Below are 22,148 nucleotides of genomic sequence, written 5' to 3'. Positions count from 1 at the left end.
CTCACCCTATCGTTTCGATTTCGCGACACGCTCGCGCAGCGGGAACAGTAGATCAACAACCCCGATAATCCACAGTGAAGGCAGAAACAGAATTGGAACTGCCAGCAACACAGGGAATACCTTGCTCCATTTCTTCTCATGTGCCACAAAGAACAGAAATCCGATCGCCTGTAGTTTGAATGCCAGCTGCAGCAGCGGCAGGAGATTAGCGGATATCATAATCATGAAGCCATTGTCGGTATCCGGGCCCGAGAATAGCAGCAGAAGGATAAACCCGACCGCATAATATAAAATAAAGGAGCGTGGAAGTCTCCAGTCCCGCATGGGTCTGAGTTTCGGCACTGCGTAATTCATACTGTTCAAGATTGGACGCACGATGGAATGGGTGATCACCGCAATCATCGATGAACTGATAATTAGAGTCATGGGAATGACCTGAACCGTCATAAGACTGATCTTATCTATTTCTTCCGAGGTCAAACCGAGATCGCCCATGTTGAGACCAATCATTGGGGTGACCTTAAGTACTTCGTTGACGTAATTGTATAAATCAAATTGAAACAGGGTTTTACCCAGAAACAGCAGCAGGAGAAACTCACCAAGGATGGTAATGATCCCTGCCAGCAGTGTCGTTTTTGCTGAGGCGCGCTTTTTATACCAGCGTCCCATAACTAGTGCCGGAAGAATCAGATAGGCGGCAATTAATACGTACACGGGCGAAATAAGTCCGACAATGAGCCAAACCGGCAGAATATGAATAATAAATTGTCTTGTGTTCAAGGTTGTGAACAGCACAACCGCCGGAATAACCATAAACAAGCTGGTGATGATTAATAATGGGGTTGATAAGGATAGCAGCAGGAGCAGATAAGCAATAGTCCATGCTACGGATGTCCAGCGAAATTTCAACAGTATTCACCTCTTACGCATATGTTCTTCTAACGCAGATATGTCCTTGTACGAATCCTCCAGCTCATGGCCTTCCTGTCTGTGCTTCCTGAGCTTTTCCAGAAGCAAAGTATCCAACTCGCGGTAAGGAATGCCCAGCCTTCTCCCCAGAATATATGAGCTCATCATCAGACTGGCCAGACTGTCCCCTACTCGGGCGGTGTTGCCCTCCCACAGGGCTTTGAACAACCTCGATACCTGATCAATCAGCTCCGTTTTCAGCCATTCAATAACCTTGGCACGTTTGGCTACATCTAGTTCCTTCGGCACATTGGACACGTTTCTCTACCTCCGGCAAAAAGCTTTATTCTCCATTATAGCATAAAAGTTTTACTCCGGTGCAAGCGCCCTCTGGCGGCGCGAAACGCCCTGTAGTTATGTGCTTTTCTCCTATATTATTGTGAGCTTTCATATATTTCAAAAAAGGCCCGCATTCCGATATTGCCGGAAATACAGGCCTACTGCTTACTTCTTATCTTCGTCCACATGCCCGAATAATTATAACGATTCCATGGACTGGCGTGAAACAAATCTCTCGCAGTATTCAATGATTTGACTCCGGCGTACAATACCGATGAAACGGTTCATGTCATCCACCACGGGCACGAAATTCTGTACCTTGGCCAGATTGATCAAATCCTCCATATCCGCTTCAATAGATACCGGCTTGTTGTTCATACGCAGCGGTACATCCTTCAGCAGAAACTTCGAAGCATTCTCAAAAGTAACCTTTCCCTCTGAATCCTTCATGTACCAGAGCAGGTCACCTTCTGTTACTGTACCTGCATATTCCCCATCCCGGTTCAAAATGGGCACTGCTGTGTAGCGGTGATACTCCATCCGCTCCAGGGTCTGCCGCAGCGTCGAATCGAGCGTTACACAGGCTACTTCCTGTTTGGGAAGCAAAAAAAATGCAATATTCATCTCTTAATCCTCCTAAAAGAGTTCCGAAGGAATGTTGGTTCCTTAGCCTGCCCTATGTTCAGGGCCATTGTAGTAATACGCTCTGTGGTGTCAATCGTTCCATAATCCGGAAGGATTTATTGTGCCGCCGCAGTAGCTGTAGGCTGCAGTGCATTCTCTGCTTTGCCTGGTTCAATCAGCTGATCAATCGGAGTACCTGCATTCAGCCAGTTATCGATCATCAGCTTGGCTTCGCTTAAATCCTCTTCATTAGCAAGATCATAAAAGACTCCGTCAATCCGTGTGCCTTCACCCATTACCGTGAAGCTGGAGATATCCATTTTCTTACCTGTCATGAACTTTTTGGCCAGATCGATAATCATTGACGGCTTCATATCAGTCGTGAAGTTATCACCCATAATCTCCAGCAGCTCAGGGATATTTCCGATTTGATTAAACGATAACATCTTATTCGCTACCACATCAAGAAATACCTGTTGCCGCTTCGTGCGGGCGAAATCGCTGTCTTCACGGTAGCGGACGTAGTTCAGTGCCTCTTCACCGCTATAGCTCTTCTTCCCGCCGAGGATTGTAAACTTTTCATGATCCTTGCCTTTATTAACAATATCCTTTTGGATCGGAAGCGGTACGCCGCCAATCGCATCAACTGCATCCTTTAGCCCTTTAAAATTAATCGTCGCATAATACTGCACATCATGATCTATCAGTGCTTCCAAGGTGTCTTTCGCCATTTGCTGGCCGCCGAAGGCGTAGGCATGCGTAATTTTATCCTTCTTATTATCCTTGTGTCCAATGATCTCCGTATACGTATCACGGGGAATCGAAACCAGCAGGACCTTCGAGTCCTCCGGACGTACTACCCCATAGATGATCGTATCGGAACGGGCAGGCTCATTATCCCGCTGATCAGTTCCAAGCAGCATAATGGAGAACGGGTCATTTTTATAAACGATCGGCTCCGGCTTAACCGTACTTTCTTCTGGAGTCAGAGGAACATATGAGTTCTCCTCCAGTGTCTGTTCGACCTGGTCTGACAGGAATAGATCAAAGGCCAGCACAGCCAAAGGCTTGCGGAACAGGAATGCACCTGCTGCAATAACCAGCACAATGATTAGAGCGATATATCTTTTTTTCATTTTCTTCATAATGATTAATACCTTCTTTATTATGGAATAAATATAGAATAAGACATTTGATCTACACAACATTTCTATTGTAATCACTATAGACCTAAAAAGAAATAACAAAAATCGACAATTAAAGCAGACAGGCATCCTGTGCCGTCTATGAAAGCGGTTGGATGCCTGCGGCCATCAGCCCAGTACAGAGCCGATTTTTTGCATAAAATATTTGATTCTGTCACCCGGTGACAAGCTGAGATAAAACCCGTAGTCCAATAATTTGGAAGCTTCCTCAAAACGTTCACCGCTGGTTTCAGCGCCCATCACCACGGCAATCAGGCGGTGTCCGTCCCGTTCGGCAGTTCCTGCAATGCAATAACCTGTACGGATATCATACCCCGTTTTGAGGCCGTCATTTCCTTCATAGGCATACGCCCCACCCATCGCCGGCAGCATGGAGTTCGTGTTGCTGACATAAAGTCCTTTGCCTTTCAGCCTCATTTGGGTTTTGGATGACGTATTGAGCACCTCCGGGTGACTTGATATTAAAGCAGCCGCCAGTTTAGCGGTATCCTCCGCAGTCATCATTGTTTCTTCACTGCGATAGCCTTGTGGGCGGTTAGGTCCCAGATCTTTGGCGGATAGTCCTGATGCATTAGCAAATAGCGTTCCCTTGGATAATCCCAAGCTGCGGGCTTTCTCATTCATCAGCGTGACAAAAGCACTCTCTGACCCGGCCGTATGTTCAGCCAGTGCGATGGCAGCATCATTGGCCGAGTAGACCGCAATACCCTCAAACAGCTCCCGTACGGTATACGTTTCGCCTCGTCTCAGAGACAACGTCGCTCCACCCACACTGCTCGCATAGAGACTGACCGGCACATGATCTTCCCATTTGGTCCTGCCCTCAGCGATTCGATCAAGCACAATCATTTCGGTCATCATTTTGGATATACTTGCCGGAGGCATGGGAACATCACCATGAATATTCACCCATATCATTCCGCTGCTCATATCCATAAGTACCGCTGCGCTCGACTTCATATTCGGCTTGAAACCAAGCACTCCCGGCTTGTACACTGCCAGCAGGGCGGCGGCTAGCAGAATTGCAGCAAACCCGATTACATTCCGTCTCTTCATCAAATGGCATCCTCCATTAATATATATGACGGATGAAACAGCTTTTTGATTTCAAATTCCAAAAATTTTTTTGTATAACTATTTATCACCATGAATTCTTCTTTAAGAAACTTTATTCACTCTGTATCCTTAATCCACCACTCTGCAGGATTTACCACATTGCTTATGGCATTTACCCGTACGCCCTGCAAGCGTTTGTTAACAGGAGTGATCGATTCACGTTCGGCAACAAAAATCATTGGTACTTCTTCATTGATATATTTCTGCCAATCATAATAAACCTGTCTCCGGTATTCCCTGTCATAAGACTTCATACTAACACCGTCACGGATCAGCTGTTCATTCCTCTCAGAGGACCAACGCGGATAGTTCCAGGAATCATTTTGGCGCCACAAACCCGATGGATCGGGATCTCCTGCCAGCCCCCACACCCCGTTAAACACCTCAACGGAAGGATCGTCCTTCTCTACAGCGTCATAGAATGCGTTCATATCCTTCAGAACTCCGCCATTCAGCCTTACATCAAGTCCAACCTCACGCCAATTCTGCAGGATGGCTTGTGTACGACTTTCCGTCATACTGCCGCCTGTCATCCCGTCATAATGAATAATGAAGACCTGGCCCTTAGGGTCCTCGCGCAGTCCGTCACCGTTAATATCTACATATCCAGCATCATCTAACAGCTTTTGTGCCCTTTCAGGATCGTAGGGATACGGATTAATCTGGTTATCCGGAATCTTGGCCCAGCTTGTTCCCGGGAGGGGGGTTTCGATCAGCTTGCCAAGCCCGTAAGAGAATTGTTTAATTAGCGTTTCCCGGTCAAGCGCATAATACATGGCCTGCCGTAATCTTTTATCCGTAAACTTGGGATTGTCCATGACAATCGTGCCCTTGTCCTCATCCCATGTACCAAACTTGAATCCAATGTATTCATAAGAGAGCTCCGTGGTCTGAAGCAAATTTACATTTTCAAGCGCCTGAAGATCTCCATAGGCATCCCGCGGAGCATCCTCGATATCGATACCACCCTGCTCAAACAGGCTTACGATTTCTTTATCATCAACAACTTTATAGTGTATGCCGTCAAGGTGAGGTGTGCCCCCGTAATAATCCTCGAAACGCTTCATCTCCACCAATTGGCCAGGTGTTATCGAGGTAACCTGGAAGGGGCCGATGCCGATGGGGTGAACCCGCATTTGACTGCTCTCCACCATCTCTTTTACCGGAACTCCGGCATAGTATTTTTTGTTCATGGGATAAGGCCATAAGTTATCTATTGTATTCACACGCGCCGCGGTTACCGTAATTCTCAGGGTATAAGGATCAATTACAGTAATTCCGCTGATCTGATCGGCCTTGCCTGCGTGATATTCCTCGACGCCTTCAATCATCTCGACGCTATAATAGCGTGGCCCTGTATAATCGGAGCTTGCGATCACTTCCATGGCGAATTTCCAGTCCTCCACAGTCAGCTCATCCCCGTTATGCCAGCGCACCCCCGGCTTAATGGTAAAAGTGAACGTCCGGTGATCCTCCGATTCGACCCAGGAAGCAATTCCAGGCACTGTCGTCAGATCATCTTTTACCGTAAACAACGGTTCTGTAATGAACTGCAATGCGTATAAATCATCGTCCCCTTCATAAAAAGCAGGCTCGAACAAGCCCTGAAAAGGAGATGAATATCCATAGGTGACGATACCGCCTGAGCGCGGTTGTTCTTCGTTATTTTTGACTTCTGAGACTTTTGCATTTTCCGGCGAATGCCTGGTTATTAAACCTGAGCTGCAGGACGTCATAAAGATTGCCCCGAACAGCAGGAGAAGAACTCCGCTTTTCATCCTTGTACTCATGAATTCCGTCCCTTCCGTTACGCTGCTTACTTTAGCAAAGTTTTAACCGTCACACAATTTGAAAATAATTCAACCGGCAGAGAAAAGCAAATTATTACTTAAGAAGCACCGATTGCGCCTTTCTTTTAGAGACGGTACCGTTTCTCGTAAAAATACATGGATAACGTACAGTGTACAACTTATACTTTCTTGTATTTCAAAAGAAAAGCCTGCCCTGTCCGGACAGACTTCCCTACTCAATATCTCATTATTCAGTTGTTCTCGCTGTCATACACAATGCTGACTCCTTCTACATATTTACGGCGCATCAGCTTTTTCTTCTTCCGGTTCTCCTTGCTTTCAAAAATAATATCGAAATCATAATCCTCCGGATACAGCTCATCTTTGGAGATAAAAGGCTTCAGCCTTTTATGGTTAACATACATTTTCTGTTTCTGGATCATCACCCCGACGAGGCCCATCACATTCCGCTTCTCAAATACAATACCGCTCCGCCCCATCGAGCCCACATACACTGCATCCCCGATTTCAAAAGAGTGCGGTGGCGCCTTCACCTCAGTGACTTCTGTGCCTTTTTCAACGCCTGTATTGCTTTCTTTATCCGTTTGGCTCCCTGGATTTCCCGTATTCTGATAGCTTGGCTCGCCGGTGGCCCGTTGTTTAGTTTCGTGACTAACCTTATTCCACTGATCTCTATATCTCGGCTTCATGCCTGCCTTAAGGTTTACCTGTTCCTGACCCTGCTCTGCCAGCAGCTCGCGTGATCTCTTAATAACGGAGGCGTTAATTCCAAGGTTCTCGGCGATCTGTAGCGCGTAGCTCTCCCCCGCTTCACCAATCGTAAGCCGGTATAACGGCCGCAACGTATCTTTATCAAACTCCATCCTTGCATTCTGAAAGCCTGGGGTAGACGCAGCAAATACCTTCAGCTCATTGAAGTGGGTGGTCACAATAACATTAGCCCCTCTTTGATTAAGCTCCTCCAGAATCGCTGTAGACAGGGCAATACCCTCACCCGGATCAGTGCCTGCCGCCAATTCATCAATCAGCAGAAGCACACCCCGGCCCGCCCGCCGCAGCATCCCTTCAATACTCTTCATCTGTGCGGAGAATGTACTTAACGACTGCGCCAGGCTCTGCCCGTCCCCGATCACACTCATCACATCCGAAAAAATTGCAAAGTCACTGTTCTCCTCGACTGGGACCAGCAGACCGGATTGCGCCATCAGTACAAGTAGCCCTAAGGTTTTAAGCACAACCGTCTTACCGCCTGTATTCGGCCCGGTAATTATCAGTGATTTGTAACCCTGCCCAAATTCAAGACTAATCGGTACCATGCCTTGCAGCATGGGGTGTCTTCCTCCATTCATGCGCAGAATACCACGCTCATTAAGTGCCACCCTGCGTGCTCCAAGCGTCCTGGCATACTTAGCCCTAGCAAAAATGAAGTCATACGCTCCAGTCACTTCGATGTTTAGACGCAGTGCCGCTCCTTCCTTTTCCACAAGACTGGTTAGCTGACTCAAGATTATCGCTTCCTCCCGGGCCTCATCAGCTAGCAGCAGCTCCACCTCACCTTGATGAGCGGCGATTTCGTCCGGCTCCACAAATACCGTCTGACCGCTTGTCGACTGATCCAGTACTGCCCCTTTTACCTGCTTGTGGTATTCACGCTTCACCGGTATTACATACCTTCCGCCGCGCATGCTGTAGAGATTCTCCTGAAGAATGGACTTATGGCGCGACATGATTCCTTCTAATTTACGATGAAGGCGCTCCTTAGCTACTGTCAGTTTCTTTCGTACCTTCTCCAGACTTTTGCTGGCTCCGTCATCAATCCTGCCTAGCCGGATGCAGCGGTTGATTTCGTCCTGAACATGCCTGAGCTCCAGCAGCGACGATGCATACGAGCTGATTCTAGGCGCACTGTGTTCTTTGGAATCCATATACTTGCGCAGCTGGCTGCAGCTGTTTAGGAAGGTTCCTACAGCGGTGAAATCCTGCTCATTGTACAGATACCCCGTACCCATCAGAGAAATCATCCATTCCATGCCATCGAGAGAAGGAAGCGGCACACTTGCACCTCTCTCCAGCAGCTCTTTGGCCTCCTCTGTCTCCTCCAGCGCCCGATGAACTGCGGTCAGGACACTCATGGGCTGAAGCTGGCGGACATGCTCCCTTCCCGCATATGAAACCGCGTACTGTTCCAGTTGCTCTTTAATTTGATCATATTCCAGCGTAATTAAGCTTTGTTCATTCATGTGGTATTCCTCCTCTAATGTGTCCCTATGTCCTGCTGGCTTCTCCTTTAACGCAAAAAAGGCGAAGATCGCCACTACGGCAGTCTTCGCCTTTACTTACCGGTATTGCTCCACTCGTGACCTGAATCAAATACCTGGGATGGGACCGGGGCATCTGATAACAAAAAAACCGTGCTGCAAGAGCACGGTTAATCACAAAGGTAACAACAGCCGTAAAGAGGCTATTTGACGCTTCGCGTGTTCTTAACTAATCATCCGCCGTCCAAACAACGATACCTTTGCAGTGCATATACTCAAACAAGGCTATAGTAAGCCTGTGATTTGAAACTCTGCTGTTGCTTGTAAAGCGATATGAAATTGCTTAGTTAAGAACGGCCACCAACATCAAAATTTCCCCTTTAAGTTAGGATACCTGTAATTTACTACATTCCACCGGCAACGTCAATGTGGCAAAGGCGGAACCATCATCCAGTAATTAACGATCCAATCGAAGCACGATATGATCCTTGTTATTCTTCCCACTGCGTTACACTTACGCACCCAGATACAAAAACAAGGCAACCGGAGATCCGGTTGCCTTGTATAAAACGTCCTATTCCGTTGTGTAAGGCAGCAGCGCGATTTGACGTGCGCGTTTTACAGCAATGGTCAGAGCGCGTTGGTATTTTGCACTTGTACCTGTTACACGACGCGGCAAAATCTTTCCGCGTTCGCTGATGAACTTCTTAAGAAGCTCGGTATCTTTATAATCAATGTGAGTAATCTTGTTCACAGTGAAGTAGCAAACTTTCTTACGTTTGTTGCGTCCGCCACGACGAGCTGGTCTTTTGTCGTTATCGGCGCCTTCTCTTGGTTTAAAAGCCATGTTCTGTTCAGTCCTTCCTTATTAAAATGGCAAATCATCATCCGATATATCAATCGGTTTACCATCGCCCGAAAAAGGATCTTGATTATTGTTGGTGTTGCGCGAGAAATTGTTGTTGTTTCCACGCCCACTGCCGCCACCATAGGATGACTCTTCAGGCATATTGCCACTAGGGGCATTTCCGCCTTCACGATTCTGCGTAGACTCCAGGAAACGGACATTATCAGCAATAACTTCGGTTACGTATACACGTTTGCCTTCGTTATTCTCGTAATTCCGAACTTGGATACGTCCTTCTACCGCTGTCAGACGGCCTTTGCGCAAATAATTGGCACAGGTTTCTGCTAGCTGTCTCCAGGTTACTACCGGGATGAAGTCCGCCTCGCGTTCCCCGCCTTGGCTTGAAAACGGACGGTCTACGGCAAGCGTAAACTGCGTTACAGCCACACCCTGAGGTGTATAGCGAAGCTCCGGATCACGGGTTAACCGACCAATCAGAATTGTACGGTTCAACAATAGGATCTCCTCCTTTTGAGCGAAATGGTTACAAAGCTTGTATCAAGATTAAGCTACATCATTCGTAATGAGATAACGAATAACTTCGTCAGAAATCTTCATGATACGTTCCAGTTCAGTAACTACTGCAGGTTCTGCAGTAAAGTTAACCAAAACATAGAATCCATCACGGAATTTCTTGATCTCATACGCAAGACGGCGTTTACCTTGCACGTCGTGCTTTGTAATTTCCCCGCCGTTGGACATGATGCCTTGGAATTTTTCGACTGCTGCTTGAACGGCTTCTTGTTCAATATCAGGACGAATAATGTACATCACTTCGTATTTGCGCATAAATTTCACCTCCTTATGGTCTGAGGCCCCTGATCATGTCAGGAGCAAGGAACGAGCACAAATGGAACTCGAACCATATTAATATACCAAATTGGGCAAGCCATTGCAAGCAATTTTCAAGTTTTTACGGATTATACATTTATCATTAGCACATGAAGAACCACCCGGCTGCGCACAATACTGAAGAAATCATTTGACTTAGGAAGGAGGCAAATAACATGGGTGAACAAACGGAATATGAAAAAGGCAATAAAGCACCAAATCCCGGACTGTATACAGAGGTAAGTGAAGCACGCAGCTTCCACACTCAGATCAAGGATCCCAAGGTCATTGAGATGAAGAAAGGGGATACTTTCCCGGAGACATCTAATAAGGACCGCAAGTGGAAAAAGGTTGAAAAAGCGCGAGTCCACTAATTTTTTTGAAGCCATGTATAAAGCGGCTGATAATGCACATAATATTATCAGGCAGTACAAAAGAGAGGTGTGGTTCCATTGGACGTCGTAGACGAACTGGGTCACAGGAATTCTGCTTTGGACACTTTTGTAAGCAAGGAAGTGTAGACGGGTAATACCTTAAAAAAGTATCTACCCTTATGCAAGACCATGATTCACAATTGTCTCTTTACAGAAAGATTCCAACATCATTTATGTACTGCCTCTGAGGAAGGGCCCGAAAGGGACCTTCCTTTTTGCTGTCTTTGTGCAGGTGAATTCACCCTCTGGACAGTCATTTAACACATAAAAAAACCTCCCGCAAGTTCCCTTGCAAGAGGTGTTCATTTGTAAAAGTGATGTATGGCGGAGAGGGTGGGATTCGAACCCACGCACGCTGTGACACGCCTAACTGATTTCGAGTCAGCCCCCTTGGGCCTCTTGGGTACCTCTCCGCAGCAAGAATTATCATACCATGAGGCATACGCTTTTGCAAGCTTAATTATTGTCTGGGAGCGGCTCTGCCGAGCGCAGCACCTTTTTCAAACTCTTCTCAAATTTCGCCCGCGGTACAAGTACACTATGCTGGCATCCTGTACATTTAATCCTTATATCCATGCCCATGCGGATGATCTCCATTTCATTGGTCCCACATGGGTGCTGCTTCTTCATCTGTACGATGTCCCCCAGTTGAAACACTTTACGCTCCGCCATTGTAATTAACCCCTTCTCTCTTTACTTTATGCTGTCCCCAGTGCACCCTGCTGTTCAATCGCTTTTTTAATCTCACCCTGAATCTGTCGTTCCGCTGTTTCTCTGGCTCCAGGAGAACAGCTTACAGCCACGCGTATTACATATTCTGAGGTGCTCATGGACTGTATGCCAAGAATATTAGGATACGCAAGTATATGTTCACTGCGCTCCTCAATTCCTTTAAGAGCCTCCCCTATCAAACCAAGCATTTCCTCCAGGCTGCGCTCAATTTTAACGGGCACATCCACTACGGCCATCGCATTGGATAATGAATAGTTGGTTACATTGGTAATCAAGCCATTGGGAATGATATGTACCTCACCCGTGCTGCTAAGCAGCCGGGTTGTCCGCAGGCCGATCATTTCGACCGTACCTTTCAAAGTCCCTGTCTGAACCACATCTCCAACCGCAAACTGATCCTCCAGAATGATAAAAAACCCGGTAATCACATCCTTGACCAGACTTTGTGCTCCGAAACCTACCGCTAAGCCAAGCATTCCTGCCCCTGCTAACAGGGGGGCTAGATGGAAGTTAAACTCCGAAAGAATCAACATAATCATGACAAAATTGCAGATGACTGTTACTACATTTTTAAGCAGCTCACCAACCGTGGCAAACCTTCTGGTATTCGATAGCAGTCGCGCATTATTTTTTCGCTCGAGTGAGCGATCTATGGTTCTGTATACTATTTTAATGATGATCCGGCTCAAAATAAAAATAACAATAATACGCAGTCCCGAAAACAAAAAGCTCGCCCACATATCAGCATCCGTCGCCCAGTCCCAAAGTTTGTCCTTGAATTGCATCGCTTGTTTAACGGTCTCTTTAGCCGTGGTCGTTTCGAATATCATCACACCACCCCATCCTCCTTGCCCCATATCAATGTATAGCCGTCTAAGTGGTCTTTAGTATAAATTCCCCGGATTTCAATCTCCTGCTCCGTCACCAACGTCTTTACTTCCTCCAATTTGTCCTGAAAGAATTGAATTGACATGGCACAGCCTGCTGTAATCTCTTTGGGTGTCGGGAATATATCGATTTCTATTTCAGCATACTCGAGCAGCATTTCGGCGCGAAGCGCCTGCTGGGTTGAATCAAAAGCAATCAGCATCTCATCCTCCATTGCCCGCACCTCTCTCTAGGTTTATCGTCCTATCTATTGCTAGCCAAGTATAAAACGGCTCTTTCATCCATATACTAGACAGTAAGAAGAAACGGCTTCGCCGCCTTTACAGGGGTGGTGCCGTTACTCGTATATGCCGCTTATAGAATCGGCTACCCGCAGAAAGGAAGATTCCATGTCTTACTCTTCTAATCACTCATCACTTCAAGAAGCATCTGGTTTAAAAATATCACATACTGATCCTGAAATCTATTCGGCCATTATCCACCGGCTACTCTTCCATTTCGCTCAGACAGGTCCGGGAACACCTATCGTTATCATATGCATCGGTACTGACCGCTCCACAGGGGACTCTCTGGGACCTCTGGTAGGCACGGCTTTAGCCCGCTTCCGCAGTCCTCTGTTCCATCTCTATGGCACTCTGGAAGAGCCCGTGCATGCAGTTAATTTGGAGGAGACACTGCAGAATGTCTATAATAAATTCAGCGATCCCTTTATTATTGGTATTGACGCCTGCCTGGGCCACTCTACTAGTGTCGGCTGCATTCAGGTCGTTAACGGACCCTTGCGTCCTGGTGCGGGGGTAAATAAACAACTGCCGCCGGTTGGCGATATTCATTTAACAGGCATCGTCAATGTCGGCGGCTTTATGGAGTACTTTGTTCTGCAAAACACCAGATTAAGTTTAGTTATGCGACTATCAGATATTATCGCATCCAGTCTGTATTCAGCCCTGAAGCAATGGCATATCCACTCTTCTAGACCCGCTGCAGCGCGAGAGCTATAACCTCTTTTTCCTCTGGCGACAATGTGTACGGGGATTCTCCGGCTTCAAGCGGTTTAGCATAAATATAAGAGTTCTCACGGTTATGCAGGCTGGTGATTACTACGCCATTGCGGCTGTCGTCAATTACAGCAATGGAGAAGCTTAGATCGTTCCCGCGTTCTCCAAATGCGTTATACCGTTTAACCGCTACATTCGATTTCATACCATGTATCCGTGTTTCTATTGTCTTCAGAATTTCTTTATGCTTGTGTTGTCCTTCTTCCAGCATCTCACCTTGATTTTTCAATTGCACAAGCAGTCCTTCAAGATCCTCGATACCGTTGCCAGCCATCATTGCTTCATAACGCCGGCGAACTTTGCGGAGTTTAACACCCTGAATGATGACGAGGATCAGCAAGAGCAGTATACATCCGGAAATCGCAATAACAACCCACTCTAGCTGTTCATTCAATAATTGATTCAGTTCTGACATGATTGACCATCCTTCTTAGTAATCTTCTAACCATATTATTTAGTATTTCGACCATAAAGCTCATTCATTGCAGCAAGCATTCTGCTGACGTCTGCGCGGCATGTATCTACACCCACACTTGCTCTAACCGCACCACTCTCGAGCGTTTGTACAGCCTTATGAGCCAGTGGTGTGCAGTGAAGTCCGGCCCGGACGGCTATTTTATATTCACGATCCAGCCGATGGGCGATAGCCGCAGAATCCTGTCCTTCTATCACAAATGAAACAATTCCTGTACGTGGAGCTCCTAGAGCTGGCCCGAGCAGCCGCAGACCTGGCAATCCATTCAAGCCCTCCATCATCATCTGAGTCAGTGTCCACTCTCTGTCATGTATTGTTTGGACACCGAGCTCTTTCACCTTTTGAACTCCAGCCAGCAGACCGGCAATTCCAACTGTATTTTGTGTTCCCGCCTCATAACGGTCCGGCCTAATCATCGGCTGCTCTTTATTCTCCGACTGACTTCCAGTCCCTCCATGCAGCAGCGGTTCCAGATCTACCTGAGGAGAAATATACAATCCGCCAGTCCCTTGTGGACCCAGAAGACTTTTATGCCCCGGGAATGCTAAAAGATCGATATTCATCGAAGCTACATCAATCTCTAGCGAACCTGCACTTTGCGCGGCGTCCACCAGATATATAGCCCCATGGGATTTGGCTAAATCACCTATTTCCCCCACCGGAAGAATGCTGCCCAAGAGATTAGAACTATGGCTGCAAATAACCATCTTAGTATTAAGTTTGAATGTCTTCTGTAGCTCAAGCAGATTAATTTGCCCTTCTTCATCCACTTGTACATAATCGACTGTAATCCCCATAGTTCTGCGCAAATACTCCAGCGGCCTACGGACAGAATTATGCTCAGTCATAGTAGAGATAACATGATCGCCTGGTTTCAAGGCCCCTTTGATCGCCATATTCAGCGCAGTCGTTGTATTATGCGTAAAAGCGATATCTTGTGCATTGGATATCCCGAACAGTCCAGCCAACGCACTGCGAGCGCGAACAAGCACCCTCCCGGCTCCCATGGCCATGGAGTGATTCCCTCTCCCAGCATTCGCACCCGACTGTTGCAATGCATCCATCATCGCCTTTGCAACCTCCGGAGGTTTGGGCCATGAGGTTGCTGCGTGATCCAGGTATAGAATTTCCTCCATCCCCGCTCCCCCTCTGCTTAACATCTTTCACGCACTTATTATGCTCATCCCCCAAAAAAACATATCCCTCTTTATCCGAAATACGGATAGCTCAGGATATGTTTAAGGGCCAATCAACTATTAGCTTCCTAGTAATTCAAGTAGTCTTTCCAGGTCTTGGGTGCTATAGTAATTCAGTTCAATCTTACCCTTGTCTTTGCCGTGTTTAATCTTAACCGTCGTCTTAAATCTCTCTCGTAAAGTTTCTTCGACATTTTCGATGAATGGATCGCGTTTTACAACCTTTGTTTTAATGTCGGTTGTCGGTTTGCGATCTAGATTCTGTACCGCTTCTTCTAATTGCCTTACACTCCATTGCTGTTCCACACACTGATCCGCCAATTGTTTGATCAGCTCAGGATCTTTGAGTGCAACTATAGCCCGGGCATGGCCCATCGAAATTGTTCCACGTGAAACATAATCTTTGACTTCTTCAGGAAGTGAAAGTAAGCGCAGGAAATTAGCGATATGAGATCTCGATTTTCCAACCTTGAGTGAGAGTTCCTCCTGGGTAAGCGAGAATTGATCCATTAAGCCTTGGTAAGCCACGGCAATTTCCATTGCATTCAAGTTCTCCCGCTGCAAATTCTCAATCAAGGCGATTTCCATTACCTGCTGATCGCTAAGACTCCGCACAACAGCCGGAATAGTTGCCTTACCGCAATACTGCGAAGCACGGAATCTCCGCTCACCTGCGATGATCTCGTAGCCCTTCAGCACACTGCGGACAATGATCGGTTGAATCACTCCATGCTGGCGAATGGATTCCGCGAGTTCTTGAATAGCTTCTTCCTTGAATTCCTTACGGGGTTGATAAGGATTTGCACGAAGCTGGGATAATGGAATCTCCACTACCTTATCGTCCTCGTTAATGGACAAGGATGGAATCAGAGCATCCAAACCTCTTCCTAATCGTTTACTCATAAGAAATCACTTCCTTTGCCAACTCTAAATACACTTCCGCACCTTTGGAACGGGCATCATACGTAATGATGGATTGCCCGTGCGAAGGCGCTTCGCTAAGCCGCACATTGCGCGGAATAATAGTCTTATATACTTTTTCCTGAAAATACTTCTTCACTTCTTCGATTACCTGAATCCCTAGGTTAGTACGGGCATCCAGCATCGTTAGCAATACCCCTTCAATCATCAGATGGGGATTTAGATTTTTTTGCACCAGCCGCACTGTATTTAACAGCTGGCTCAAACCTTCAAGTGCGTAATATTCACATTGAATTGGAATAATAACTGAATCCGCTGCTGTCAGTGAATTGATCGTCAATATCCCTAGTGAAGGCGGGCAATCAATTAAGATGTAGTCATAATTACCTTTTACCAGGTTTAAAGCCTTTTTAAGACGCAGTTCTCTGGAAATAGTGGATACTAGCTCGATCTCTGCACCAGCCAGTTGAATCGTTGCCGGTATGATATGTAGCCCTTCCACATTCGTTTCGAGAATAGCATCAGCGGGATTCACTTCATTAATAAGGATGTCATAAATACAGTTCGCTACATCTGCTTTATTGATACCAACACCGCTTGTGGTGTTACCTTGCGGATCGATATCAACCAGCAGCACTCGTTTGCCCGTGGTTGCCATTCCGGCACCCAGGTTCACAGTAGTCGTTGTTTTACCGACACCGCCTTTTTGATTTGCTATGGCAATAATCTTGGACACTAAATTCACCTCGAATAGTTAGACAATCTTCTGTAGTATCATGATGCGGGTTTTCCACAATATACGCTGAGTGACGATAGAAAAGGCGGCCAATCACCTCAGGGCCGCCTTCAGCTTAGAACAATTTTATCTTTTTGGAATTTGAATTACGATTTCATAATGATCCCCACGGTCATTTTCTGAGGTTTTAATCTCCATGCCAGAGCCCGTTACCATATCAATGGATTGACGGATCGTATTTAGTGCCAGACGAACGTCTTTAGTATAGGAAATTCGCTTTGCCTTCTTATTCTTGGTAACTTCTTTATAAAATGCGATTCGCACTTCGGTCTGCTTAACGTTCAATTCTTTGGCAATAATTTCAGCAAGAACCTTCAACTGCATTTCTTCACTGTCCAGCGATAAGAGAGAACGGGCATGTCTTTCGGTGATTTTGCGTTCCATCAAAGCAGTCTTCACCGCTTCAGGCAGATTGAGCAGCCGTATCTTATTAGCGATAGTTGATTGGCTTTTGCCCAGACGTTGCGCAAGACTTTCTTGGGTAAGTTGATGTAGCTCGATTAGTTTCTGGTAAGCATATGCTTCTTCTATGGAGGTTAAACCTTCGCGCTGTAGATTCTCAATGAGAGCGATCGAAGCAGCCTGGGAGTCGTTAAACTCACGAATTATTGCTGGAATCGTCTCCAAGCCCAGTTTTGTAACCGCCCGCCAGCGACGTTCACCGGCGATAATCTCATACCGCGAATCACGTATGCGCACAACGATAGGTTGAATAACCCCGTGTGTTTTGATCGTCTGGCAAAGCTCATCTATCTTGTCGTCATCGAATATGGTCCGTGGTTGGAATGGACTAGTGACGACCTCCTGAACCGGGATTTGTCTGACTTCTTCTCCGCTGCTCCGCTCTGTGAATCCAAATAGCTTGGTGAATTGTTCTTTCATTCCGTTCATTACCACCTAATTTCGTTATAGTACGATCTTCATGGCATTCATGCCGATAAAAGCATATCGTACAGCATCGGAACACAACAATAAACCTGCAATTGATTATCCGGATTGCTCTTCAAGTCCGGTTCTTCACATTGCAGTTATTAATCCGACTCTATTATTCTATCACTTTTCTACTCATAATCCTATTCTTCATCAGGACCATTTTTTCCTGCCTGCTTTAACTCTTTCATGGTAATATACCAAAGATATACACTTATAATCTCTCATGTCTAATTGTCACCAGGCAAAACTTATCGCACTTAATACATACATAATAAACAACTCTTTCTCCTTCAATACGCTTGCATCTCCCAATACATGTGTTTTAACTCAATTCTTTAGTATTAAAAAAGGCACCCTTCTCCATCTGCTGATGAGAAGAGTACCCTTTTTATGTTTTCCGAAAATCCTCATAAATGTTTCACGTGAAACATTTACACCAGTGGTGTCTTGGCAGGTAGACCTGCTTTCCGCGGATATTTACCCGGAGTAGGAGCCGTCTTATGAATTAATACAATGTGACGAGCTGATTCGTCAACAGGAAGACTAAAGGATTCCACCTTATCCAGTCTGCCCCGTAATTCCTTAAGACTAAACTTCGCTTCCTTTAACTCTTCTGAAGGATCACTGCCCTTCATAGCAGCAAATACCCCATTCACAGCCGTGAATGGCAAGCAAAATTCGTTTAAAAGGGACAGCCGGGCAACTGCCCGCGCAGTAACCAAATCATAAGCATCACGGTGTTCCGGCTGACGGGCCACATCCTCAGCACGCCCATGGATGAGCTGCACTCCCTCCAGCTTCAGTTCATTGCATACATGCTGGAGAAAGGAGATTCGTTTATTCAAAGAATCGACTATTGTCAACTTTAAGTGAGGGAAACAAATCTTAAGCGGAATTCCCGGAAACCCTGCCCCTGATCCGATATCGGCCAGCTTCTTAACATTGTTCATATCCAGATGAAAGGCCAAAGATATGGAGTCGTAGAAATGCTTCGTATATACCTGCTCACGTTCTGTAATTCCGGTAAGGTTCATTTTCTCATTCCAGCTTACCAGTTCCTGAAAATATCGCTCGAACTGCTCTAGTTGAGAAGATTGAAGTAGGATTCCATGATCTTGCAGACGCTGTTTGAATTGTTCAACCGTATGATCCATTGATTATCCTTTCGCCGCTGTAACCCGGTTATAATGTTCCAAGTATACAAGAAGAATTGAAATGTCCGCTGGAGTTACTCCTGAGATTCGGGAAGCTTGACCGATGGAAAGTGGACGGATCTTTGTGAGTTTTTGCCGTGCTTCAATGGCCAGGCCATGAACATCACTATAATCGATATCTTCCGGAAGTTTTTTCTTCTCCATTTTCTCCAACCGTTCAACGTGCTGCAGTTGCTTCTCAATATATCCCGCATACTTAATTTGAATTTCAACCTGTTCCTTCATTTCATCATCTAGTTCTACTGGTGAAGGTGAAATTTGTTCCACCAGGTCATAACCAATCTCAGGACGACGCATCAATACCAGCAGATTGCTTCCATCTACAATTGGAGCAGACTCCATTTGTTCAAGTACGGTATTAACTTCATTCGGTTTGACTTTAGTCTCCTTAAGTCGTGTTATCTCCTCATCCACTCGGTTCTTCTTATTGGAAAACATCTCATACCGCTCTTGTGAAATCAGTCCAATATCGTACCCGATAGGAGTAAGACGAAGATCCGCATTATCATGACGGAGCAATAAACGGTATTCCGCACGCGAAGTAAGCAGACGATAAGGCTCGTTTGTCCCTTTTGTCACCAGATCATCAATCAGTACGCCAATGTAACCTTGCGAACGGTCTAGAATAACAGGCTCTTTCTCCTGTACTTTACGGGCAGCATTAATACCGGCAATAACACCTTGACCTGCCGCTTCCTCGTAACCTGACGTTCCGTTAATTTGTCCAGCTGTGAACAGACCCGGAAGGCGTTTGGTTTCAAGGGAAGGCCATAGCTGCGTTGGAACCATAGCATCGTATTCAATAGCATATCCATTACGCATCATTTCTACCTTCTCCAGTCCTGGAATGGAGCGAAGAACGGCAATCTGCACATCTTCTGGCAAGCTGGTAGACAGACCTTGAACATAGTATTCCGATGTGTTTTTTCCTTCAGGCTCCAGGAAGATTTGGTGCTGTGACTTATCACTGAAACGAACAACCTTGTCTTCGATGGAAGGACAATACCGCGGTCCTGTTCCTTCAATAATACCGGTGAACATCGGCGCACGGTGCAGATTATCATTAATAATCTGATGAGTCACTTCAGAGGTATAGGTCAACCAGCATGGAAGTTGTTCATTTGTAGAAGACTTGGTTTCAAAAGAGAAAAATTTAACCTTATCGTCCCCTGGTTGAATCTCCGTCTTACTGAAGTCAATCGAATCCTTGTGAACACGCGGAGGTGTTCCTGTTTTGAAACGTACGAGTTCAAAGTCCAGTTCACGCAAATGATCGGCCAGTCCGATGGAAGGCTGCTGATTATTGGGACCACTTTCATAGGTCAGTTCACCCATAATCACTTTACCGCGCAAATAGGTACCTGTGGTCAAAATAACGGTCTTACTGCGGTAGGATGTTCCGGTTTTGGTGATAACACCCGCACATTGTCCATCCTCCACAATCAATCTTTCCACCATGCCTTGACGAAGAGTAAGGTTTGGTGTCTTCTCCATCGTTTCTTTCATCGCATGCTGGTACAGATACTTATCCGCTTGTGCACGCAGAGCATGAACAGCAGGTCCTTTGCCCGTATTCAGCATACGCAGTTGAATAAAAGTTTTATCTATATTACGGCCCATTTCTCCGCCGAGGGCGTCAATTTCACGAACGACATGCCCTTTCGCAGGTCCGCCAATAGACGGATTGCAAGGCATAAAAGCAACCATATCCAGGTTGATCGTAATCATCAGCGTGCTGCAGCCCATCCGTGCCGCTGCCAAGGCAGCTTCACAACCGGCATGTCCCGCACCGATGACAATTACGTCGTAGTTGCCTCCTTCATAACTCATATCTCTTCCTCCTTCTTCTATATAAAATGATCGGTATTTATACTTCAAAGAGTAATAGTAACGAAGAGGAAATTGGAACAGTAGGAGCGGTAGCGTCCGCCTTTGTCCCCGGATGTCAACCGAATAAAACGGTTATTAATAAAGACATCTGGGGACAACAGCGGCCGAAAGTCCAAATTCCTCGTAGTTACCCTCAACTCTTGCCATGTAAAGATAGATCTTTATTTCCCCAAACAAAATTGCGAAAAAATCTGATCCAGCAATGAATCGGCAGCCGTATCGCCCACAATTTCACCAAGCTGCTCCCAGGCTAAACGAACATCGATCTGAATCATATCGATCGGTATCAGCTGATCTGCAGCTTCATAAGCATCCTGCAATGAACGGTATGCTTTTTTGAGCAGAGCAATGTGCCGTACATTACTGACATATGTCAAGTCACCCGATTCCAGCTTCCCGCCGAAAAAGAGTGCCGAAATGGCTTCTTCCAGTTTATCCAGACCTTCCTCTTCAAGAACAGACATTGGAACAATGCTTGAGGGTTCAAAGTAACGCAGAAGTACCTCCTGATCAATCCGGGACGGTAAGTCCATTTTATTCATGATGACTAGGGCTTGTCTACCACCCAATTGTTCCATTAGTGCCAATTCATCTTCATGCAGCGGTTCATTCGCATTCAGTACCAGCAGAATTAGATCAGCTTCATTCACAGCTATCTTAGACCGCTCCACTCCGATTTTCTCTACCACATCCATCGTTTCCCGGATGCCAGCCGTATCCAAAAGCTTAAGCGGAATATTATTAATCGTTACATATTCTTCAATAACATCACGTGTTGTACCAGGTATATCAGTTACGATCGCTTTATTCTCACGGGCTAAGGCGTTCAGCAGCGAAGATTTGCCTACATTCGGCCGGCCGACAATTGCAGTGGTAATACCTTCACGAAGAATCTTACCTTCGCTGGCGGTTTTAAGCAGTTTAGTTATGCCATCCATAACTTCAGTGCTTTTGGATTTGATAAAATCTGCGGTGAGGGATTCAACATCATGTTCAGGGTAATCAATATTCACTTCAATATGAGCTAATGTTTCAATTAATGTATGCCGCAGCGCTTGGATACGCTGAGACAGCGACCCACTCACTTGCTTAAGTGCTACCGAGAAAGCACGGTCAGACTTAGATCGGATCAAGTCAATAACAGCCTCAGCTTGAGACAAATCAATCCGTCCGTTCAAAAAGGCCCTTTTAGTAAATTCTCCGGGTTCCGCCAGACGAATGTTCTGCTGCAGCAGCAGATCCATTACTCTTCGTACCGAAATGACACCGCCATGCGTACTAATTTCAACGACATTCTCCGTAGTGAACGAACGCGGTGCCCGCATCACAGTAACCAGCACTTCTTCAATATTCTCGCTGCTACCCGGATCAACAATATGCCCATAATGCACCGTGTGGGATTCCGCCTCATTCAGCGCGACCCGGCTGCGGAACAGTGGAGCTACCTCGGTAACAGCCTCCGGACCGCTCACCCGGATAATTGCAATCCCTCCTTCGCCTATCGCCGTTGATACGGCAGCGATGGTATCGCTAAGCATGACATCTTCACTCCTTTTATTAAGAAGAAACGGTTTTGCCGGCCTTAAAAGGACGGTACACGTTTCTCGTAAA

At 46.2% G+C, this 22,148-nt stretch carries 23 protein-coding genes and 1 tRNA gene; 2 read left to right on the top strand and 22 right to left on the bottom strand.

The window, feature by feature from the left end:
- Window positions 1–6 precede the first annotated feature (6 nt).
- The 10 genes from ACAN55_RS21405 to rpsF all read right to left on the bottom strand — a co-directional run bounded on the left by ACAN55_RS21405 (window position 7) and on the right by rpsF (window position 9,958).
- Window positions 7–909, bottom strand: a complete 903-nt coding sequence (locus tag ACAN55_RS21405) for a DUF2232 domain-containing protein (RefSeq protein WP_379137695.1) — start codon at window positions 907–909, stop codon at window positions 7–9.
- A gap of 6 nt (window positions 910–915) precedes the next feature.
- Window positions 916–1,218, bottom strand: coding sequence for a MazG-like family protein (locus ACAN55_RS21400; RefSeq protein ID WP_379137722.1), 303 nt, complete (start codon window positions 1,216–1,218; stop codon window positions 916–918).
- A 228-nt stretch (window positions 1,219–1,446) separates the two neighbouring features.
- Window positions 1,447–1,872 carry a CBS domain-containing protein gene (locus tag ACAN55_RS21395; RefSeq protein ID WP_379137692.1) on the bottom strand — a complete coding sequence of 142 codons (426 nt, stop codon included), beginning with the start codon at window positions 1,870–1,872 and terminating at the stop codon, window positions 1,447–1,449.
- Between the two features lie 116 nt (window positions 1,873–1,988).
- Window positions 1,989–3,017, bottom strand: coding sequence for an LCP family protein (locus ACAN55_RS21390; RefSeq protein WP_379137689.1), 1,029 nt, complete (start codon window positions 3,015–3,017; stop codon window positions 1,989–1,991).
- 168 nt (window positions 3,018–3,185) lie between these two features.
- Window positions 3,186–4,133 (bottom strand): D-alanyl-D-alanine carboxypeptidase family protein, encoded by a 948-nt coding sequence (locus tag ACAN55_RS21385; RefSeq protein ID WP_379137686.1) that lies wholly within the window; start codon window positions 4,131–4,133, stop codon window positions 3,186–3,188.
- Window positions 4,134–4,249: 116 nt separating this feature from the next.
- A complete protein-coding gene (opp4A, locus tag ACAN55_RS21380; protein WP_379137682.1) occupies window positions 4,250–5,983 on the bottom strand; it encodes an oligopeptide ABC transporter substrate-binding protein in 1,734 nt (577 codons plus the stop codon).
- A gap of 251 nt (window positions 5,984–6,234) precedes the next feature.
- Window positions 6,235–8,244: an endonuclease MutS2 gene (locus tag ACAN55_RS21375; RefSeq protein ID WP_379137680.1), complete on the bottom strand. Its 2,010-nt coding sequence runs from the start codon at window positions 8,242–8,244 to the stop codon at window positions 6,235–6,237.
- A gap of 592 nt (window positions 8,245–8,836) precedes the next feature.
- Window positions 8,837–9,109, bottom strand: coding sequence for a 30S ribosomal protein S18 (gene rpsR, locus ACAN55_RS21370; protein ID WP_379137678.1), 273 nt, complete (start codon window positions 9,107–9,109; stop codon window positions 8,837–8,839).
- A 21-nt stretch (window positions 9,110–9,130) separates the two neighbouring features.
- A complete protein-coding gene (gene ssb, locus ACAN55_RS21365) occupies window positions 9,131–9,625 on the bottom strand; it encodes a single-stranded DNA-binding protein (protein WP_379137675.1) in 495 nt (164 codons plus the stop codon).
- A gap of 48 nt (window positions 9,626–9,673) precedes the next feature.
- Window positions 9,674–9,958 (bottom strand): 30S ribosomal protein S6, encoded by a 285-nt coding sequence (rpsF, locus tag ACAN55_RS21360; protein WP_379137672.1) that lies wholly within the window; start codon window positions 9,956–9,958, stop codon window positions 9,674–9,676.
- A 218-nt stretch (window positions 9,959–10,176) separates the two neighbouring features.
- Here rpsF and ACAN55_RS21355 point away from each other — a divergent pair, with 218 nt between their 5' ends.
- Window positions 10,177–10,374 (top strand): YjzC family protein, encoded by a 198-nt coding sequence (locus ACAN55_RS21355; protein ID WP_379137669.1) that lies wholly within the window; start codon window positions 10,177–10,179, stop codon window positions 10,372–10,374.
- A gap of 382 nt (window positions 10,375–10,756) precedes the next feature.
- On the opposite strand, the gene ACAN55_RS21350 is transcribed toward ACAN55_RS21355, so the two are convergent.
- From ACAN55_RS21350 to ACAN55_RS21335, 4 genes are all read right to left on the bottom strand, one after another.
- Window positions 10,757–10,847, bottom strand: a tRNA-Ser gene (locus tag ACAN55_RS21350).
- A 43-nt stretch (window positions 10,848–10,890) separates the two neighbouring features.
- Window positions 10,891–11,106, bottom strand: a complete 216-nt coding sequence (locus tag ACAN55_RS21345) for a DUF951 domain-containing protein (protein WP_379137666.1) — start codon at window positions 11,104–11,106, stop codon at window positions 10,891–10,893.
- Between the two features lie 26 nt (window positions 11,107–11,132).
- Complete coding sequence (locus ACAN55_RS21340) at window positions 11,133–11,996, bottom strand: mechanosensitive ion channel family protein (protein WP_379137719.1); 864 nt, start codon at window positions 11,994–11,996, stop codon at window positions 11,133–11,135.
- Window positions 11,996–12,268, bottom strand: coding sequence for a putative Se/S carrier protein (locus ACAN55_RS21335; RefSeq protein WP_379137664.1), 273 nt, complete (start codon window positions 12,266–12,268; stop codon window positions 11,996–11,998). The genes ACAN55_RS21340 and ACAN55_RS21335 overlap by 1 nt, the downstream gene beginning before the upstream one ends.
- Window positions 12,269–12,443: 175 nt before the next feature.
- Here ACAN55_RS21335 and yyaC point away from each other — a divergent pair, with 175 nt between their 5' ends.
- On the top strand, window positions 12,444–13,055 hold the full coding sequence (gene yyaC, locus ACAN55_RS21330; protein ID WP_379137716.1) for a spore protease YyaC: 612 nt from the start codon (window positions 12,444–12,446) through the stop codon (window positions 13,053–13,055).
- Here yyaC and ACAN55_RS21325 read toward each other — a convergent pair.
- From ACAN55_RS21325 to mnmE, 8 genes are all read right to left on the bottom strand, one after another.
- Complete coding sequence (locus ACAN55_RS21325) at window positions 13,027–13,527, bottom strand: DUF4446 family protein (RefSeq protein ID WP_379137661.1); 501 nt, start codon at window positions 13,525–13,527, stop codon at window positions 13,027–13,029. The genes yyaC and ACAN55_RS21325 overlap by 29 nt on opposite strands.
- A gap of 35 nt (window positions 13,528–13,562) precedes the next feature.
- A complete protein-coding gene (locus ACAN55_RS21320; RefSeq protein ID WP_379137658.1) occupies window positions 13,563–14,723 on the bottom strand; it encodes an aminotransferase class V-fold PLP-dependent enzyme in 1,161 nt (386 codons plus the stop codon).
- 120 nt (window positions 14,724–14,843) lie between these two features.
- Window positions 14,844–15,686, bottom strand: coding sequence for a ParB/RepB/Spo0J family partition protein (locus ACAN55_RS21315; protein WP_379137655.1), 843 nt, complete (start codon window positions 15,684–15,686; stop codon window positions 14,844–14,846).
- Window positions 15,679–16,440: a ParA family protein gene (locus tag ACAN55_RS21310; RefSeq protein WP_379137652.1), complete on the bottom strand. Its 762-nt coding sequence runs from the start codon at window positions 16,438–16,440 to the stop codon at window positions 15,679–15,681. The genes ACAN55_RS21315 and ACAN55_RS21310 overlap by 8 nt, the downstream gene beginning before the upstream one ends.
- A gap of 126 nt (window positions 16,441–16,566) precedes the next feature.
- A complete protein-coding gene (noc, locus tag ACAN55_RS21305) occupies window positions 16,567–17,382 on the bottom strand; it encodes a nucleoid occlusion protein (RefSeq protein WP_379137649.1) in 816 nt (271 codons plus the stop codon).
- Window positions 17,383–17,864: 482 nt separating this feature from the next.
- The gene (rsmG, locus tag ACAN55_RS21300; protein WP_379137646.1) at window positions 17,865–18,587 is read right to left on the bottom strand and encodes a 16S rRNA (guanine(527)-N(7))-methyltransferase RsmG; all 723 of its coding nucleotides are present in this window, start codon (window positions 18,585–18,587) and stop codon (window positions 17,865–17,867) included.
- A gap of 3 nt (window positions 18,588–18,590) precedes the next feature.
- Window positions 18,591–20,477: a tRNA uridine-5-carboxymethylaminomethyl(34) synthesis enzyme MnmG gene (mnmG, locus tag ACAN55_RS21295; RefSeq protein WP_379137642.1), complete on the bottom strand. Its 1,887-nt coding sequence runs from the start codon at window positions 20,475–20,477 to the stop codon at window positions 18,591–18,593.
- 221 nt (window positions 20,478–20,698) lie between these two features.
- The gene (mnmE, locus tag ACAN55_RS21290; protein WP_379137639.1) at window positions 20,699–22,075 is read right to left on the bottom strand and encodes a tRNA uridine-5-carboxymethylaminomethyl(34) synthesis GTPase MnmE; all 1,377 of its coding nucleotides are present in this window, start codon (window positions 22,073–22,075) and stop codon (window positions 20,699–20,701) included.
- Between the last annotated feature and the right edge of the window lie 73 nt (window positions 22,076–22,148).

This window comes from Paenibacillus oryziterrae (assembly GCF_042610485.1).
GTDB lineage: Bacteria > Bacillota > Bacilli > Paenibacillales > Paenibacillaceae > Paenibacillus_AQ.
Note: the sequence above shows the minus strand (reverse complement) of the source record. Positions and strands in the feature narration are given on the sequence as shown.

Bases quoted from the DNA above. Each gene is read 5' to 3' on its own strand.
- ACAN55_RS21395 (WP_379137692.1), bottom strand. From the start codon at position 1,872: ATGAATATTGCATTTTTTTTGCTTCCCAAACAGGAAGTAGCCTGTGTA.
- ACAN55_RS21390 (WP_379137689.1), bottom strand. From the start codon at position 3,017: ATGAAGAAAATGAAAAAAAGATATATCGCTCTAATCATTGTGCTGGTT.
- ACAN55_RS21385 (WP_379137686.1), bottom strand. From the start codon at position 4,133: ATGAAGAGACGGAATGTAATCGGGTTTGCTGCAATTCTGCTAGCCGCC.
- opp4A (WP_379137682.1), bottom strand. From the start codon at position 5,983: ATGAGTACAAGGATGAAAAGCGGAGTTCTTCTCCTGCTGTTCGGGGCA.
- ACAN55_RS21375 (WP_379137680.1), bottom strand. From the start codon at position 8,244: ATGAATGAACAAAGCTTAATTACGCTGGAATATGATCAAATTAAAGAG.
- rpsR (WP_379137678.1), bottom strand. From the start codon at position 9,109: ATGGCTTTTAAACCAAGAGAAGGCGCCGATAACGACAAAAGACCAGCT.
- rpsF (WP_379137672.1), bottom strand. From the start codon at position 9,958: ATGCGCAAATACGAAGTGATGTACATTATTCGTCCTGATATTGAACAA.
- ACAN55_RS21355 (WP_379137669.1), top strand. From the start codon at position 10,177: ATGGGTGAACAAACGGAATATGAAAAAGGCAATAAAGCACCAAATCCC.
- ACAN55_RS21345 (WP_379137666.1), bottom strand. From the start codon at position 11,106: ATGGCGGAGCGTAAAGTGTTTCAACTGGGGGACATCGTACAGATGAAG.
- ACAN55_RS21340 (WP_379137719.1), bottom strand. From the start codon at position 11,996: ATGATATTCGAAACGACCACGGCTAAAGAGACCGTTAAACAAGCGATG.
- ACAN55_RS21335 (WP_379137664.1), bottom strand. From the start codon at position 12,268: ATGGAGGATGAGATGCTGATTGCTTTTGATTCAACCCAGCAGGCGCTT.
- yyaC (WP_379137716.1), top strand. From the start codon at position 12,444: ATGTCTTACTCTTCTAATCACTCATCACTTCAAGAAGCATCTGGTTTA.
- ACAN55_RS21325 (WP_379137661.1), bottom strand. From the start codon at position 13,527: ATGTCAGAACTGAATCAATTATTGAATGAACAGCTAGAGTGGGTTGTT.
- ACAN55_RS21320 (WP_379137658.1), bottom strand. From the start codon at position 14,723: ATGGAGGAAATTCTATACCTGGATCACGCAGCAACCTCATGGCCCAAA.
- ACAN55_RS21315 (WP_379137655.1), bottom strand. From the start codon at position 15,686: ATGAGTAAACGATTAGGAAGAGGTTTGGATGCTCTGATTCCATCCTTG.
- noc (WP_379137649.1), bottom strand. From the start codon at position 17,382: ATGAAAGAACAATTCACCAAGCTATTTGGATTCACAGAGCGGAGCAGC.
- rsmG (WP_379137646.1), bottom strand. From the start codon at position 18,587: ATGGATCATACGGTTGAACAATTCAAACAGCGTCTGCAAGATCATGGA.
- mnmG (WP_379137642.1), bottom strand. From the start codon at position 20,477: ATGAGTTATGAAGGAGGCAACTACGACGTAATTGTCATCGGTGCGGGA.
- mnmE (WP_379137639.1), bottom strand. From the start codon at position 22,075: ATGCTTAGCGATACCATCGCTGCCGTATCAACGGCGATAGGCGAAGGA.